Raw genomic sequence first — 15,950 nt, 5'->3', positions numbered from 1 at the left:
CCTGGCAGGCGTTGGCTTTTTCACACGAACAAGAAGATTGATATGACATCCCACGATACTCCGCATGACGTTGCGCAGCTGACTTCCCAGCAGCGCATCAAGGCCATCATTGGCGCTTCTTCCGGTAACCTGGTCGAATGGTTCGACTTCTACATTTACTCGTTCTGCGCGCTGTATTTCTCGCACGCCTTCTTCCCTTCCGGTAACCCCACCACGCAGCTGCTGCAGACGGCCGGCATCTTTGCCGCCGGCTTCCTCATGCGCCCGGTGGGCGGCTGGCTGTTCGGCCGCATCGCCGACAAATATGGCCGCCGCCAGTCGATGATGATTTCCGTGCTGATGATGTGCGGCGGCTCCTTGATGATCGCCGTCATGCCCACGTATGACACCATCGGCGCCTTCGCGCCGTTCCTGCTGCTGGTGGCGCGCCTGTTCCAGGGCCTGTCCGTGGGCGGCGAATACGGCACCAGCGCCACCTACATGAGTGAAGTGTCGGAGTCGGGCAAGCGCGGCTTCTTCGCCTCGTTCCAGTACGTGACCCTGATCGGCGGCCAGCTGCTGGCCTTGCTGGTACTGGTGGTCTTGCAGCAACTGCTGACCTTGGAAGAGCTGCGCGCCTGGGGCTGGCGCATCCCGTTCGTCTTTGGCGCCCTGGCGGCCCTCGTCTCGCTGAACCTGCGTAAATCCCTGACGGAAACGACCACCGCCAGCGAGCGCAAGGACAAAGATGCGGGCAGCCTGCGCGGCTTGCTCAAGCATAAGCGCGCCTTCATCACGGTACTCGGCTTTACGGCCGGCGGCTCGCTCGTGTTCTACACCTTTACCACCTACATGCAGAAATACCTGGTCAACACGGCCGGCATGGATACCAAGACGGCCAGCGCCGTCATGACCTGCGCCTTGCTCGTCTACATGATTCTGCAACCGGTGTTCGGCGCCTTGTCCGACCGTATCGGCCGCCGCACCTCGATGCTGTTCTTCGGCGGCCTGGCCACCCTGTGCGTGCTGCCCATCATGCATGCCTTGAAGGATATTTCCAGCCCGTACGCGGCGTTCGGCCTGATCATCATCGCGCTGGCCATCATCAGCTTCTACACGTCGATCAGCGGCCTGATCAAGGCGGAAATGTTCCCCGTCGAAGTGCGCGCACTGGGCGTGGGCCTGTCGTACGCGGTCGCCAACGCCATGTTCGGCGGCTCGGCCGAATACGTGGCGCTGCAGTTCAAGGCCTGGCACGTGGAAGAGTATTTCTATTGGTACGTCACCATCATGTGCCTGATTTCCTTCATCGTTGCCATCCGCATGCCGGACCCGAGCCGCTCGGGACTGCTGAAGTAACGTTGTCGTAAAATGGGTGGCACTGCGTGGGGGACACTGCGGTGTCCCTTTTTCATCGCCGCCTTTTTATCGTGCCGATCAGGAGTTTTCATGTCGTATGTCATTCCCGCAGCCATCCAGTCCAGCGTTCCCGTCAGCGGCAGCGTCGATACCTTCCCTGTCCACCGCATCTATTGCGTAGGCCGCAACTATGTCGAGCACGCCAAGGAAATGGGCCACACGGGCCGCGAGGCGCCGTTTTTCTTCATGAAGCCAGCCGACGCCGTGCTGCCCGTGCCAGCCGGCACGACGGGCGAGCTGCCGTATCCGGCGCAGACGCAGGATTTCCAGCACGAGATGGAGCTGGTGGTGGCCGTCGGCAAGGGCGGCAGCGATATCGGCGCGGCCGATGCGCTGAGCCACGTGTGGGGTTATGCGATCGGCCTGGACATGACGCGCCGTGACGTGCAGGGCGCAGCGAAAAAACTGGGCCGTCCGTGGGAGACGGGCAAGGCCTTCGAGCACTCGGCGCCCATCAGCCCCATCACGCCGGCCGCGCAGGCGGGTGACGTCCAGCATGCCGCCATCACCCTGCACGTGAATGGCGAGCTGCGCCAAAGCAGCAGCATCGATATGCTGATCTGGAACGTGGCCGAAACCATCGCCGACCTGTCGACCTATTTCACCTTGCAGCCGGGCGACCTGATCTACACGGGCACGCCGGCCGGCGTGGCGGCCGTGCAGCGCGGCGACGAGTTGGTGGGCGCCATCGATGGCCTGGGCGAATTGCGCGTGAAAGTGGTCTGAGCGGACAAGGAAGGCGGCATAATGCACGACACATATTCCGTAGCACAACCGACGCGCGCCGAGATCGACGCCCTGGCGGGGCCGGCCCTGCTGGAATTCGGCACGGGCTGGTGCGGCCACTGCCGCGCCACAGACGCGCCGCTGGCCGCCGCGTTGGCGCAGCACCCCGGGGTAGCGCATATTCGCGTGGAAGACGGCCCCGGCCGCGCGCTGGGGCGCTCATTCAAGGTGAAACTGTGGCCGACCCTGATTTTCCTGAAAGATGGCCAGGAAGTGGCGCGCCTCGTGCGCCCGCTCGACAGCCGCGAGATCGAGCAGACTTTTGCATTGATCGATGCGTAGGTCAGCATAGGTGGGCGTAGGTCGGCGTAGGTCGGCTTAGCGCAGCGTAAGCCGACACCACCGTACATGCTCCATCACAACTTCTTGCCGCACCGCAGCACTGCGCGTATGATAAGCCGCTTACAGCAAGATCAACCGCATCCTGCGTGATGCAGCGCGATCATCGCCGGCCCGCTCCACCCGGAGGGGCCGCAGGCAAGGACTCACCACAAATGACCGATGCCGCGATGCCGACGCGCGGGTCTGGTACGGAATGCCTGGCGATACGCCGGGCCTGATACACGTCGCCCATCCCCTGACGCCTTTCCTGCCGTGCCCCGGGTAACCGGATGGCGCACGACCGTTGTTTCTCTAAATCAGCACTGATCACGGCGCGTTAGCGCGCGTTGCCGGCAGTTCGCTACGGCAACAAAAACCGTTGTTTTTGTTTGCAAATTTAATAGCAAATGCGCGGCAAATGCCCGCGCGCAAGGCTATGATATGCGAACGACACGGAGACAACGTGCTGTGCTGCTGCCTGAAAAAACATCCAGAGAATGGCCTTTAGACACCCTCCCCAAGGAGCGCAGTAAATGAGTAAGCCCCGGAGCACCCCCCCCAAGAAAAATTCCCCCGGCACGGTGCTGTTCGCCAGCCTGATCGGCACCACCATCGAGTTCTTTGACTTTTATATCTACGCCACCGCCGCCGTGCTGGTGTTCCCGAAATTGTTCTTCCCCGCCGGCGACCCGTCGGCCGCCGTGCTGCAATCGCTGGCCACGTTCGCCATCGCCTTCTTCGCCCGCCCCATCGGTTCGGCCGTGTTCGGCCACTTCGGCGACCGCATCGGCCGCAAGGCCACTCTCGTGGCGGCCTTGCTGACCATGGGTATCTCCACCGTCATCATCGGCTTGCTGCCGACGTATGCGGCCATCGGCACCCTGGCGCCGCTGCTGCTGGCGCTGTGCCGTTTCGGCCAGGGCCTGGGCCTGGGCGGCGAGTGGGGCGGCGCGGTGCTGCTGGCAACCGAGAACGCGCCACCGGGCAAACGCGCCTGGTACGGCATGTTCCCGCAGCTGGGCGCGCCGATCGGCTTCTTCCTGTCGGGCGGCATCTTCCTGCTGCTGAGCGAAACCATGACCGATGAGCAGTTCTTCAGCTACGGCTGGCGCATCCCGTTCCTGGCCAGCGCGCTGCTGGTCATCGTCGGCCTGTACGTGCGCCTGAAGATCACGGAAACGCCGGACTTCCAGAAAGTCATCGACAAGAACGAAGTCGTCAAGCTGCCCGTGGCCACCGTGTTCCGCCAGCATGGCCGCATGTTGTTCCTGGGCACCATCATCGCCCTGGCCACCTTCGTGCTGTTCTACCTGATGACGGTGTTTGCATTGAGCTGGGGCACGACCAAGCTGGGCTTCACGCGCAAGGAATTCCTCGTCGTGCAACTGTTTGCCGTGCTGTTCTTCGCCCTGACGATTCCGTTTTCGGCCGTGCTGGCCGACCGCCGCGGCCGCCGCGCCACCCTGATCTGGGTCTCCGTCGCCATCGCCATCTTCGGCCTGGTGCTCGCGCCCATGTTCGGCTCGGGCGTGACGTGGGAAGTGACCGTCTTCATGGCTGTCGGCCTGGGCCTGATGGGCATGACCTACGGACCGCTGGGCACGATGTTGTCCGAGCTGTTCCCGCCCGAAGTGCGCTACACGGGCGCTTCGCTGACGTTCAACCTGGCGGGCATCCTCGGTGCCTCGCTGGCGCCGTACATCGCCACCTGGCTGGCCACCAACTATGGTCTGCAATACGTGGGCTATTACCTGTCGCTGGCGGCCGTGCTGACCCTGGGCGCCTTGCTGATGGTGGGCAAGCCGCGCGCGGGCAAGGAAGCCTGGCAGTAATACCCCTCTGACCCCACCGGTCCCGAAAGCCGCCAGCTGCAACCAGCTGGCGGCTTTTTTTGTCGGTAAAACGCCACGCCGCACGCCTGCCGAGATTCTTGTTGACAGTCAAAATCGGCTGGTGTTAAGGTGTGCACACGTGTGCAATGCAGTGCAAGGCCTTACAAAGCACATCCCGGGACAGTGACACCGCAAGATAGCGGTGCGGTCTGAAGTACCACAACGACAACGAACTTGGAGTGAGACGATGAAGATGCGCAATGTTGCGATTGCTATAAGCCTGGCCCTGCCGATGACGGCCATGGCCGCCGAGGAACGCCTGTCCGTGCTGTGCTCGGCCGACATGGAATGGTGCCAGCTGATGAAGAACCGCTTCGAGGCGGAAAGCAAGATCAAGGTATCGATGATCAGGAAGAGCGCCGGGGAAGCCTACGCGAAGATCCGCGCCGAAGCGTCGAACCCGAAATCGGACATCTGGTGGGGCGGCACGGGCGACCCCCACCTGCAGGCCGCCGCCGAAGGCTATACGGAAGAATACAAGTCGCCCACCTTGCCCAAGCTGCAGCCGTGGGCGCTCAAGCAGGCCGAGACGGCCAAGTACCGCACCGTCGGCATCTACATCGGCATCCTGGGCCTGGCCTACAACGAAAACGTGCTGAAGAAGAAAAACCTGCCGCCGCCTCAATGCTGGAAAGACCTCGTCAAGCCCGCCTACAAGGGCGAGATCGAGATGGCCAACCCGAATTCCTCGGGCGCCGCCTACAACGCGCTGGCCACCGTGGTGCAGCTGTTCGGCGAAGAGGAAGCCTTCGATTTCCTGGCGAAAATGGGCCAGAACGTCAGCAAATACCCGAACGCGGGCGTGGCGCCGGGCGAGGACGTGGGCCGCGGCGAAGCGGGCGTGGCCATCGGCTTCATGCATGACCTGATGAAACTCACCGTGGCCGGCTTTCCCGTGAAGGTCTTGCCGCCCTGCGAAGGCACGGGCTACGAGATCGGCTCGATGAGCATCGTCAAGGGCGCGAAAAACATGGAACAGGCAAAGAAATTCTATGAATTCGCCCTGCGTCCCGACGTGCAGAGCGAAGCCGTCAAGGCGCTGGCTTTCCAGATCCCGTCCAACGCGGCCGCCACCATTCCCGCCGCCTCGCCGCGCCTGGAAAACATCAAGACCATCAACTACGACTTCGCCAAGTACGGCGCGTCGGACACGCGCAAGCGCTTATTACAACGCTGGACCACGCAGATTTATTCTGCCGGCAATTAACGCGCGCCAAAACTTACTGCGCGTCGCGATTTGCAGCCTGCGATGCTCACTGTGCTAGCGCACAGCTGCGCGTCTCGGCCGCAACTCACTGCCGCTCGCTACAGTTTTGGCAGGCGTTAAACCTATATCAATTGTTCAAAACGTCTGGAAACAGAGCGCATCGCGCAACAGAATTTCAGACGTTCATAGTTGGATGAAACTCATGAAAAAGATATTTTACGGCTGGCTGCTGGCCGCTTTGGCAGCGTTGTGCCTGTTGCCCTGGCAGCAGCAGGAAGCGGGACTGTTCGCCGGCGAATGGCTGCGCGACGGCCAGTTCTTCAGTGAACGTGGCGCACCGGCCGTGCTGCACGTGCTGTCGTTCGGCGCCTGGCCGCTGGGCGTGTTTTTTGCCCTGATCGCCGCCAGCGCCGCGCTGGTGGCCGCCAATCCCCACCGCAAGACCCTGGGCCTGGGCCAGATCGCCCTCGGCGGCGCGGGCCTGCTGTGGCTGGCATGGCTGGGCTGGGGGCCGCTGGCCGCCGGCACCGGCCTCGGTTTCGGCGCGCTGCTGCTGGCGCTGTGCCTGCTGTTCCTGCTGACCTCGGGCGCCGCCGCCTGCGGCGTGTGCCGCGGCGACGCCTTCGTGGCCGGCGCCATCGGCCTCATCATCTGCCTCATTTCCCTGTTCGTGCTGTTCCCCGTCGCGCTGATCCTCGTCAGCGCCGGCCAGCCCATGGACGATGGCGGCACGGGCGCCGCCGCCCTGGCGCGCCGCCTGGCCGACCCCGGCATCTGGAGCCTCAATTGCGTGGCCGGTCCCGGCCGCTGCGGCGTGGCCTGGAACACGCTGGCGCTGGCCCTGCTGACGGGCGTATCGGCCACCTTCCTCGGTCTCGTGTTTGCCCTGCTGGTGACGCGCACGAATGGCCGCTGGGTACGCCCGATGCGCGCCATCACCATCTTGCCGATCGTCACGCCGCCGTTCGTGCTGGGCCTGGCGCTGATCCTGCTGTTCGGCCGCAACGGCGCCATCACGGGCCTCGTCGGCGACCTGTTTGGCATCGAACAAAGCCGCTGGCTGTACGGCATGACGGGCGTGTGGCTGTCGCAGATGCTGGCCTTTGCGCCGATCGCCTTCATGACATTGATCGGTGTGGTCGAAGGCGTCAGCCCCTCGCTGGAAGAAGCGTCGGGCACCCTGGGCGCCAGCAGCTGGCAAACCTTCGTCAAGGTCTCGCTGCCCTTGATGCGCCCCGGCATCGCCAATGCCTTTTTGCTGTGCTTTATCGAAAGCATGGCCGACTTCGGCAACCCTATGGTCTTGGGCGGCAACTTCCACGTGCTGTCGACGGAAATCTTCTTTTCCGTGGTGGGCGCCTCGAACGACCAGGGCCGCGCGGCGACGTTGGCCATCGTGCTGCTGACGTTTGCCGTGGGCGCCTTCTTCATCCAGAACCTGTGGCTGGGCAAGAAATCGTATGTGACGGTGACGGGCAAGGCCGACCACGGCGGCCACGCCTCGCTCAATCCGCGCCTGAAAACGACCCTGTGGACCATCGCCCTGCCATGGTTCGCCTTCACGGCCCTGATCTACGGCACCGTGGTGGCGGGCGGCTTCGTGAACAACTGGGGCCAGGACAATGCCTTCACCTTGCGCCATTACATCGACGCCTTCGGCATCACGGCGGGCGCTGCCGGCTGGCACTGGACGGGCCAGGCCTGGCCGTCGCTGTTCACCACGCTGACGATTTCGGCCATCGCCGCGCCCTTGACGGCCTTTGTCGGCATCCTGTCGGCCTGGCTGCTGGTGCGCCAGCAATTCGCCCTGAAGAGCGCGTTCGAGTTCGGCACCATGCTCAGCTTTGCCATTCCCGGCACCGTCATCGGCATCAGCTACATCCTGGCGTTCAACTCGGCGCCGATCGAGTTGACGGGCACGGCGACGATTCTGATCCTGTGCTTTGTCTTCCGCAACATGCCGATGGGATTGCGCACGGGCATCGCCGCCATGCGCCAGCTCGACGGCAGCCTGGACGAGGCGTCGATCACCCTGGGCGCCAGCAGCTGGACCACCATGCGCAAGGTCATCCTGCCGCTGCTGCGCCCGGCCATCGCCTCGGCCCTCGTGTATGGCTTCGTGCGCTCGATCACGTCGATCTCGGCCGTTGTCTTCCTCGTCAGCGCCGATTACGACATGGCCACGTCCTACATCATCGGCCTGGTGTCGAACGGTAACTACGGCACGGCCATCGCCTATGCCACGGTGCTGATCGTCATCATCCTGCTGTGCATCCAATTGATCCATTTGCTGGTCGGCAAGCGCCGCCTTCGCCGCGTCAGCGCCGAAAAAACGCTGCCGGCCGCCGTTCCCAACCTGGAAAAGAGCTACGCATGAACCACTTTACTACCCAAGCAACAGAGCTTGCCGCGCTGGAATTCGATGGTGTTACCAAGCGCTACGGCAAGGCCCTGGCCGTGAACGATGTGTCGTTCATGATCGCCCCGCGCACCATGGTCACCCTGCTGGGTCCCAGCGGCTGCGGCAAGACGTCCACCCTGCGCCTGATCGCGGGCCTGGAGCGCGTCAGCGCCGGGCGCATCCTGCTGGCCGGCGAGGATGTCACCCTGACCTCCGCCGCCGAGCGCGACGTCAGCATGGTGTTCCAGTCGTATGCGCTGTTCCCGCACATGACGGTGCTCGACAACGTGTGCTACGGCTTGACCGTCTCGGGCGAGACCAAGCCGCGCGCCGTGGAACGGGCGCAGGAAAGCCTGCGGCTGGTGGGCCTGGCCGATTTTGCCGCGCGCTTCCCGAACGAGTTGTCGGGCGGCCAGCAGCAGCGCGTGGCCGTGGCCCGCTCGCTGGTGCTGCAGCCCAAGGTCTTGCTGCTGGACGAGCCGCTGTCGAACCTGGACACGAAACTGCGCCGCCGCGTGCGCGACGAGATCCGCGACATCCAGGTCAAGCTGGGCTTGACGGCCGTGTACGTCACGCATGACCAGGAAGAGGCGCTGGCCATTTCCGACCAGATCATCGTCATGAACCGCCAGGTGATCGCGCAAAAGGGCACGCCGCACGAGCTGTTCGAGTCGCCGGCCGACAAGTTCGTCGCCGACTTCATCTGCAACGCGAACATCGTCGATGGCGTGATCGAATCGGTGGCCGACGGCAAGGCCGTCTGCGTCATGGGCAAGCTGCGGCTGCGCCTGCCATGCCGCAGCCAGCGCAGCGGCGAAGCGAGTTTCGCCGTGCGTCCGGAAGCGATCCTGCTGTCGCCCGCGCAGCCGGACAGCGCCATGGTGGCGCGCGTGGCGCGCGCCACTTACCTGGGACGCGAAATGCAATACACGCTCGAGACGCCCGTCGGCGAACTGTTTGCCGTCTCGCACGACTTGAGCCAGGTTTTCACGCAAGGCACATCGGTCGCCATGACCGTACACGAACATGGCGCAGCCATCATTGGAGGACAAGCATGACAGATATGACACAGGCAGCGGTACTGGCCGACGCGGCGACCCTGGAACGCTATGCCTACGCCCGGCACATCATCGGCCAGGCGGGCGAGATCGCGCTGGGCATGTTCCAGCGCCGCACGGAACTGGTGATCGAGGAAAAGGGCTTGCAGGACATGGTCAGCATCGCCGACCGCATGGTGGAGGATTTCCTGCGCGCGCAGATCGCCGAGCGCTTCCCGGAAGACGCCGTGGTGGGCGAGGAGCGGGGCGGCGGGGCGTCGGACGCGCGCTGCGTGTGGGTCATCGATCCCATCGACGGCACGGCCTGCTTCGTCAACGGCATGCTGGCCTGGTGCGTGTCGATCGGCGTGCTGGTCGACGGCCAGCCCGCCATCGGCGCCGTGTACGACCCGAATGCGGACGAGCTGTTCCACGCCTGCCTGGGGCAGGGCGCGCATGTGACGGCGAAGGCGGGTGAAACGCGGCTGCGCATCAACGACGTGGCCAGCCTGCAGGGCGGCGTGCTGGGTGTGGGTTTTTCGCACCGCGTGGGCACCGATACCTTTTTGCCCTTCCTGCTCGACGTGCTGGAAGAGGGCGGCATGTTCATCCGCAACGGTTCCGGCGCGCTGATGATCGCCTACGTGGCGGCCGGGCGTCTGATCGGCTATTTCGAGCCGCACATCAATTCCTGGGATTGCCTGGCGGGCATCGTGCTCGTCAACGAGGCAGGCGGGCGCTGCAATGATTTCCTGGCCGATAACGGCCTGGAAAAGGGCAACCCCATCCTGGTGGGCGGCCCCCGCTTGTATCCGCAACTGGCGGCGCTGGCCTTGCCGCGCTGTCAGTAAATCAGCAGGTATTGGAAAGGGAGGGCAGGCGTCCGGCGAGGGACGCATGTAGTGGCAACACGCTGTCGAGCATCATGAGTAATCCACCACCATAAAAACAAGCAGGAGACAAAATGAAAAACGGGATGAACACCATGCAGTTGAACAAGATCGCCGCCGTATTGTTGCTGGTCGCACCAGGCTGCGTGCTGGCCGAATCGAGCGTCGTCGTGTACGGCCGCATCCACGCGGGCTTCGACCGCATCGAAACGTCGAGCTCGGCCACGGCGCCGAATGGCGAGTCGGTGTCGCGCGTATCGGACAATTCCTCGAAGATCGGTTTCCGTGGACGTGAAGACTTGGGCAATGGCAACACGGCCTTCTTCCAGATCGAAGGCAATGCCAAGCTCGACGATGGCACGGGCGCCATCAATAGCAAGGATACCTTTGTCGGGCTGGAAAACCCCGCCTATGGCCGCATCGCGCTGGGCCGCTTCGCCACGCCGATCCGCCAGATCAACGGCTACACCAACCGTTTCGTGGGCGAAGGCATCCAGGATGACGCCAACATTTCGCAGCTGGGCGGCGAAGGCTTCAACCGCCGCAGTGCGAATGCCGTCAGCTATCGCACGCCCGTGGTACAGGGATTCAGCGCCACGATTTACCGCGCCAGCGAAAACGAGGCATCGAACGGCGACCGCATCTATTCGGGCATCGTGCAATACGCAAACGGCCCTGTCAAAGGCGCCGTCGGCTATGAAAAGCACAAGGACTTGCGTCCCGGCTTCAGCGAAAAGATGTACCGCGCCGTGGGCAATTACAACTTCGGCGGCGGCGACGTGGGCGTGGCCTGGAACCGCATGGTGTATGACGTGGCGGGCGGCGACTTGCAGCGCGACTACTTCACCATCACGGGCGCCTACAAGGCGGGCGGCGGTGCCTTCATCGGCCGTTTCGGCGTGGCAGGCGACGTGTCGGGCAGCGCGCCCAACGGCAGCAGCGTGACCATCAAGGCCACCACCCTGGTACGCGGCGACGACAGCGGCGCCAAGCAGGCGACCCTGGGCTACGAGTATTACTTGTCCAAGCGCAGTACCGTGTATGCCTATTACACGCAAACGAATAACGACAAGAACGCCAACTACACGTTTGGCGGCAATGCCTTCGCCGCCACCAAGAAGGGTGCCAAGCTCAGCGGTGTAATGCTGGGCGTCATCCACCTGTTTTAACTTTTTTAGCCCGGATTTGCACACGTGTGCATTTCCGGGTCAAGCGATACCGACTATCAAGGAGATGGAAATGATTCAAGTGGCATTGTTCGGCGCCGGGCGCATCGGCCGCATTCACGCCGGCAATCTGGTACGCCAGCCCGGCGTGCGCCTGAAATACGTGGTCGACGTGCATGCGGGCGCGGCGGCGGAAGTGGCGGCCCTGCATGGCGCCAGCGTCGCCAGCGTGGACACTGTGCTGGCCGACCCGGAAGTCAAGGCTGTGCTGATCGCGTCGAGCACGGATACGCATGCGGACCTGATCGTGCGCGCGGCCGCCGCCGGCAAGGCCATCTTTTGCGAAAAGCCCGTCGACCTGACCTTGGAGCGCGCGCGCGCCGCCGCCGCCGCCGTCAAGGACGCGGGCGTGCTGTGCATGATCGGCTTCCAGCGCCGCTACGACCCCACGTTTGCCGCCGTCAAGCAGCGCATCGCAGCGGGCGAGATCGGCACGCCGGAGATGCTCATCGTCACCAGCCGCGATCCGGGCCCGCCGCCCGTCAGCTACATCCAGGTGTCGGGCGGCATCTTCAAGGATATGCTGATCCACGATTTCGACATCTTCCGCTGGATACTCGACGATGAAGCCGTCAGCGTGCACGCCACGGGCAGCTGCCTCGTCGATCCGGCCATCGGCGCGGCGGGCGATCTCGACTGCACGGCCGTCACCCTCCGCACGGCGAAGGGACGTTTGTGCCAGATCAACACGACGCGCCGCGCCGCCTACGGCTACGACCAGCGTTTCGAAGTGCTGGGCAGCGCCGGCATGCTGCAGGCGGGCAACCACAAGCCGACGGAAGTGACGGCCTATGGCGCCGTGAACGTCAGCGTGGACAAGCCGGAAGACTTTTTCCTGGAACGCTACCGCGCCGCCTACGCCAGCGAAATGGCGCACTTTTTCGACGCCTTTGCCCATGGCGCAGCGCTGCGCACCACCGTCCACGATGGCTTGAAAGCCCTGGAACTGGCCGAAGCGGCCACCGTGTCGTGGCGCGAGCAGCGCATCGTGCAACTGTCATAAGGAAACAATGCCATGAAGAATACGACTGAATTTGCCCAGGGCCGCGCGCTCGACGTGATCTGCCTGGGCCGCCTGGCGGTGGACCTGTACGCGCAGCAGATCGGCAGCACCCTGGAAGACGCGACGAGCTTTGCCAAGTACCTGGGCGGCTCGTCGGCGAATATCGCCTTCGGCACGGCCCGCCTGGGCTTGAAATCGGCCATGCTGTCGAAGGTGGGCGACGACCACATGGGCCGCTTCTTGACGGAGACCTTGGCGAAGGAGGGCTGCGACGTCAGCCACATCGGCATCGACCGCGAGCGTCTCACGGCCCTGGTGATGCTGGGTATCAAGGACAAGCACACCTTTCCGCTGATTTTTTACCGTGAAAATTGCGCCGACATGGCTATCGACTTGGCGTCGGTGGATGCGGCCTTCATTGCATCGAGCAAAGCCTTATTAATCACCGGCACGCATTTCTCGACCAGCGCCATGCACGCCGTCAGCACGCAGGCATTGCAGCTGGCCCGCGCCAACAAGGTGCGCACCGTGCTCGACATCGATTACCGGCCCGTGCTGTGGGGCTTGTCCGGCAAGGCGGACGGCGAAACGCGTTTCGTCTCGAACGAAGGCGTGACCCGCCACCTGCAGGCGATCCTGCCGCAGTTCGACCTGATCGTCGGCACGGAAGAGGAATTCATGATCGCCGGCGGCGGCACCGACATCATGGCCAGCTTGCGCGCCGTGCGCAAGGTGAGCGGTGCAACCCTGGTGGTCAAGCGCGGACCGCTGGGCTGCGCCGTCATCGAGGTGGCCATTCCTGCCGGTCTCGATGAGGCGTTCAACTATCAGGGCGTGCGCGTGGAAGTCTTGAACGTGCTCGGCGCGGGTGACGCCTTCCTGTCGGGCTTCCTGAAGGGCTGGCTGCGCGGCGAGGATTACGAGGCGTGCTGCCGCTACGCGAACGGCTGCGGCGCCCTCGTCGTGTCGCGCCACGGCTGCGCGCCGGCCATGCCGTCGCCCGTCGAGCTCGACTATTTCCTGACCAATGCGGCCAAACTGACGCAGCCGGACCAGGACGCCACCCTGGCGCGTCTGCACCGCACGACGGTGGCGCGCAAACAATGGAATGAGTTGTGCGTGTTCGCGTTCGATCACCGCACGCAATTCTTTGAGCTGGCCCAGCAGGGCGTGAGCGACGAAGCGCGGATTTCACAGCTCAAGCAACTGTTCGTGCAAGCCGTGGGCCAGACGGAAGCGGCACGCGGCTTGCAGGGCGGCACGGGCGTGCTGATCGATGACCGCTATGGCGTCGACGCGCTCAACGATGCGACGGGGCGCGGCTGGTGGATAGGCCGTCCGGTCGAGATGCCGGGCTCGAATCCCTTGCAATTCGACTGGGGCCGTTCGCTGGCATCGCGCTTGACGCAGTGGCCGAAGGAACACGTGATCAAGTGCCTGGTGCAGCTGCATCCCGACGATACGCCGGAAAACCGGCTGGAACAGGAAGCGCAAATCAAGGGCTTGTACGATGCCGCGCAAATCACGGGCCATGAATTGCTGCTGGAAATTATTCCTGCCAAGTCCTTGCCCCAGCACGACGATACCGTGTATCGCGCGGTGAAACGCCTGTACAACCTCGGCATCTACCCCGAATGGTGGAAGCTGGAAAGCATGTCGGCCCAGCAATGGCAAGCCATCGATGCCCTCGTGCATGAACGCGATCCGTATTGCCGTGGCGTCGTCTTGCTGGGCCTGAACGCGCCCATCGCCGCCCTGGCCGCCAGTTTCGAACAAGCCAGTGCCAGCACCACCTGCAAGGGTTTCATGGTGGGCCGCACCATCTTTCAGGAACCGAGCCGCCGCTGGCTGGCCGGCGAACTCGACGATACGGGCCTGATCGCCGCCGTGCGCGCCAACTTCGAGCAGCTGATTGGTCTGTGGCAGCGCACGCGCAATCGCCTGGAGCGTGCAGCATGAAGACCACCACGATCCGCCTGACCATGGCGCAGGCGCTGGTGCGCTACTTGTCGGCACTGCGCACGGAACAGGGCGAACCTTTGTTTGGCGGCGCCTTCGCCATCTTTGGCCACGGCAACGTGGCGGGCCTGGGCGAAGCGCTGTACCAGTACCAGGATGTGTTCCCCACCTACCGCGCCCACAATGAACAGGCGATGGCGCACTCGGCCATCGCCTACGCGAAAGCGCACATGCGCCGGCGCATGATGGCCGTCACCACTTCCATCGGCCCCGGCGCCACCAACCTGCTGACGGCCGCCGCGCTGGCGCACGTCAACCGTTTGCCCGTGCTCTTGCTGCCCGGCGACGTGTTCGTCTCGCGCGCGCCGGACCCCGTATTGCAGCAGCTGGAAGATGCTTCTGACGGCAGCGTTTCGGTGAATGACGCTTTTAAACCTTTATCACGCTATTTCGACCGCATCGTCTATCCGGAGCAATTGCTCACGGCCTTGCCGCGCGCCATTGCCGCCTTGACGGACCCGGCCGCTTGCGGCCCCGTGACCTTGTCTCTGCCGCAAGACGTGCAGACGATGGCGTATGACTACCCGGAAGCATTCTTTGCGCCGAGGACCGTGCGTTTCCGCGCCGTGCCGCCCGTCGAGCAGGAGCTGGAAGAGGCCGCGTTGCTATTGAAAAACGCGAAACAGCCACTGATCGTCGCCGGCGGCGGCGTGCTGTACGGCCAGGCCGGCGCCGCCCTGCAGGCGTTTGCCGAACGGCATGGCATTCCCGTGGCGGAAACCCAGGCCGGCAAGAGCAGCTTGCCCTGGGACCATCCCTTGCAGCTGGGCGCCATCGGCGTCACCGGTTCGCCCGCCGCGAATGCGCTGGCGGCGGACGCGGACGTGGTGCTGGCCGTCGGCACGCGCCTGCAGGATTTCACGACAGGATCGAACTCCCTGTTTGCGCAGGCGCAGCTGCTCAGCCTGAACGTCAACAGTTTTGACGCGCTGAAACGCCGGGGCCTGGGTGTACAGGCGGACGCGACGCTTGGCTTGCAGGGACTGTCGCGGCGGCTGGATGGCTGGCACAGCGCGGGCCAGTGGCAGGAGCGGGCGCAGCAGGAAGCGCATGCCTGGCGCGCCACCTTGCTGGCGATCACCGGCAAGCGGGAAGTGGCCGGCTTACCGTACGACGGCGAAGTCATCGGCGCCGTGCAGCGCTCTTCACTTGACTCCACCACCCGCGACATCGTCGTCTGCGCGGCAGGGACTCTGCCGGCCGAGCTGCACAAGCTGTGGCGGACAAGCACGCCGGGCGGCTATCACATGGAATACGGCTATTCGTGCATGGGCTATGAAATCGCCGGCGGCCTCGGCGTCAAGATGGCCAAGCCTGACTCGGAAGTCATCGTCATGGTGGGCGACGGCAGCTATCTGATGATGAATTCGGAAATCGCCACCTCCGTCATGCTGGACAAAAAACTCATCATCGTCGTGCTCGACAACCGGGGCTATGGTTGCATCAACCGCCTGCAGCAGGCCTGCGGCAATGCTTCGTTCAACAATATGCTGCCCGACAGCGCCCCCCGCATCGACTTCGCCCTGCATGCGCAATCCTTGGGCGCGCTGTCCGAACATGTGGGCTCGATTGCCGAACTGGAACAGGCCATGCTGCGTGCCCGGGCAGCTTCGCGCACGTATCTGATCTGCATCGACACGGACGACACGCGCACGACGCAGGAGGGCGGCTGCTGGTGGGAAGTGGCCGTGCCCGAGGTCTCCACCCAGCCCGGCGTGCAAGCTGCGCGTACCCGTTATGAAAACGATCGCCTGAAACAAAGGAATTGAA

Annotated in this window: 12 protein-coding genes; all 12 read left to right on the top strand. The window is 63.9% G+C overall.

Annotated elements, in window-relative coordinates; translation table 11 throughout:
- Window positions 1-42: 42 nt before the first annotated feature.
- The 12 genes from AC07VH_RS21295 to iolD all read left to right on the top strand — a co-directional run bounded on the left by AC07VH_RS21295 (window position 43) and on the right by iolD (window position 15,949).
- Complete coding sequence (locus tag AC07VH_RS21295; RefSeq protein WP_101484721.1) at window positions 43-1,338, top strand: MFS family transporter; 1,296 nt, start codon at window positions 43-45, stop codon at window positions 1,336-1,338.
- A 90-nt stretch (window positions 1,339-1,428) separates the two neighbouring features.
- A complete protein-coding gene (locus AC07VH_RS21290; protein WP_494789151.1) occupies window positions 1,429-2,124 on the top strand; it encodes a fumarylacetoacetate hydrolase family protein in 696 nt (231 codons plus the stop codon).
- A 21-nt stretch (window positions 2,125-2,145) separates the two neighbouring features.
- Complete coding sequence (locus AC07VH_RS21285) at window positions 2,146-2,466, top strand: thioredoxin family protein (protein WP_494789150.1); 321 nt, start codon at window positions 2,146-2,148, stop codon at window positions 2,464-2,466.
- Window positions 2,467-3,038: 572 nt separating this feature from the next.
- A complete protein-coding gene (locus tag AC07VH_RS21280; protein WP_230538835.1) occupies window positions 3,039-4,337 on the top strand; it encodes an MFS transporter in 1,299 nt (432 codons plus the stop codon).
- 247 nt (window positions 4,338-4,584) lie between these two features.
- Complete coding sequence (locus AC07VH_RS21275) at window positions 4,585-5,604, top strand: ABC transporter substrate-binding protein (RefSeq protein ID WP_099410802.1); 1,020 nt, start codon at window positions 4,585-4,587, stop codon at window positions 5,602-5,604.
- Between the two features lie 202 nt (window positions 5,605-5,806).
- The gene (locus AC07VH_RS21270) at window positions 5,807-7,981 is read left to right on the top strand and encodes an ABC transporter permease (protein ID WP_494789149.1); all 2,175 of its coding nucleotides are present in this window, start codon (window positions 5,807-5,809) and stop codon (window positions 7,979-7,981) included.
- Window positions 7,978-9,063 carry an ABC transporter ATP-binding protein gene (locus AC07VH_RS21265; protein ID WP_494789148.1) on the top strand — a complete coding sequence of 362 codons (1,086 nt, stop codon included), beginning with the start codon at window positions 7,978-7,980 and terminating at the stop codon, window positions 9,061-9,063. Before AC07VH_RS21270 ends, AC07VH_RS21265 begins: the two co-directional genes overlap by 4 nt.
- Window positions 9,060-9,893, top strand: coding sequence for an inositol monophosphatase family protein (locus AC07VH_RS21260; protein WP_489629835.1), 834 nt, complete (start codon window positions 9,060-9,062; stop codon window positions 9,891-9,893). Before AC07VH_RS21265 ends, AC07VH_RS21260 begins: the two co-directional genes overlap by 4 nt.
- Before the next feature lie 113 nt (window positions 9,894-10,006).
- A complete protein-coding gene (locus AC07VH_RS21255; RefSeq protein ID WP_494789147.1) occupies window positions 10,007-11,101 on the top strand; it encodes a porin in 1,095 nt (364 codons plus the stop codon).
- 70 nt (window positions 11,102-11,171) lie between these two features.
- Complete coding sequence (gene iolG, locus AC07VH_RS21250; protein ID WP_494789146.1) at window positions 11,172-12,161, top strand: inositol 2-dehydrogenase; 990 nt, start codon at window positions 11,172-11,174, stop codon at window positions 12,159-12,161.
- Between the two features lie 12 nt (window positions 12,162-12,173).
- Window positions 12,174-14,120, top strand: coding sequence for a bifunctional 5-dehydro-2-deoxygluconokinase/5-dehydro-2-deoxyphosphogluconate aldolase (locus AC07VH_RS21245; protein WP_494789145.1), 1,947 nt, complete (start codon window positions 12,174-12,176; stop codon window positions 14,118-14,120).
- Entirely contained in the window at window positions 14,117-15,949 is a 1,833-nt protein-coding gene (gene iolD / locus AC07VH_RS21240) for a 3D-(3,5/4)-trihydroxycyclohexane-1,2-dione acylhydrolase (decyclizing) (RefSeq protein ID WP_494803974.1), read from the top strand. The genes AC07VH_RS21245 and iolD overlap by 4 nt, the downstream gene beginning before the upstream one ends.
- The last annotated feature ends 1 nt before the right edge of the window (window position 15,950 follow it).

It is taken from the genome of Janthinobacterium sp. GW821-FHT03C10 (genome assembly GCF_059420865.1).
This window is presented reverse-complemented; position numbering and strand designations above follow the sequence as displayed.

Coding starts and splice junctions, on each gene's coding strand:
- AC07VH_RS21295 (WP_101484721.1), top strand. CDS start 43: ATGACATCCCACGATACTCCGCATGACGTTGCGCAGCTGACTTCCCAG.
- AC07VH_RS21290 (WP_494789151.1), top strand. CDS start 1,429: ATGTCGTATGTCATTCCCGCAGCCATCCAGTCCAGCGTTCCCGTCAGC.
- AC07VH_RS21285 (WP_494789150.1), top strand. CDS start 2,146: ATGCACGACACATATTCCGTAGCACAACCGACGCGCGCCGAGATCGAC.
- AC07VH_RS21280 (WP_230538835.1), top strand. CDS start 3,039: ATGAGTAAGCCCCGGAGCACCCCCCCCAAGAAAAATTCCCCCGGCACG.
- AC07VH_RS21275 (WP_099410802.1), top strand. CDS start 4,585: ATGAAGATGCGCAATGTTGCGATTGCTATAAGCCTGGCCCTGCCGATG.
- AC07VH_RS21270 (WP_494789149.1), top strand. CDS start 5,807: ATGAAAAAGATATTTTACGGCTGGCTGCTGGCCGCTTTGGCAGCGTTG.
- AC07VH_RS21265 (WP_494789148.1), top strand. CDS start 7,978: ATGAACCACTTTACTACCCAAGCAACAGAGCTTGCCGCGCTGGAATTC.
- AC07VH_RS21260 (WP_489629835.1), top strand. CDS start 9,060: ATGACAGATATGACACAGGCAGCGGTACTGGCCGACGCGGCGACCCTG.
- AC07VH_RS21255 (WP_494789147.1), top strand. CDS start 10,007: ATGAAAAACGGGATGAACACCATGCAGTTGAACAAGATCGCCGCCGTA.
- iolG (WP_494789146.1), top strand. CDS start 11,172: ATGATTCAAGTGGCATTGTTCGGCGCCGGGCGCATCGGCCGCATTCAC.
- AC07VH_RS21245 (WP_494789145.1), top strand. CDS start 12,174: ATGAAGAATACGACTGAATTTGCCCAGGGCCGCGCGCTCGACGTGATC.
- iolD (WP_494803974.1), top strand. CDS start 14,117: ATGAAGACCACCACGATCCGCCTGACCATGGCGCAGGCGCTGGTGCGC.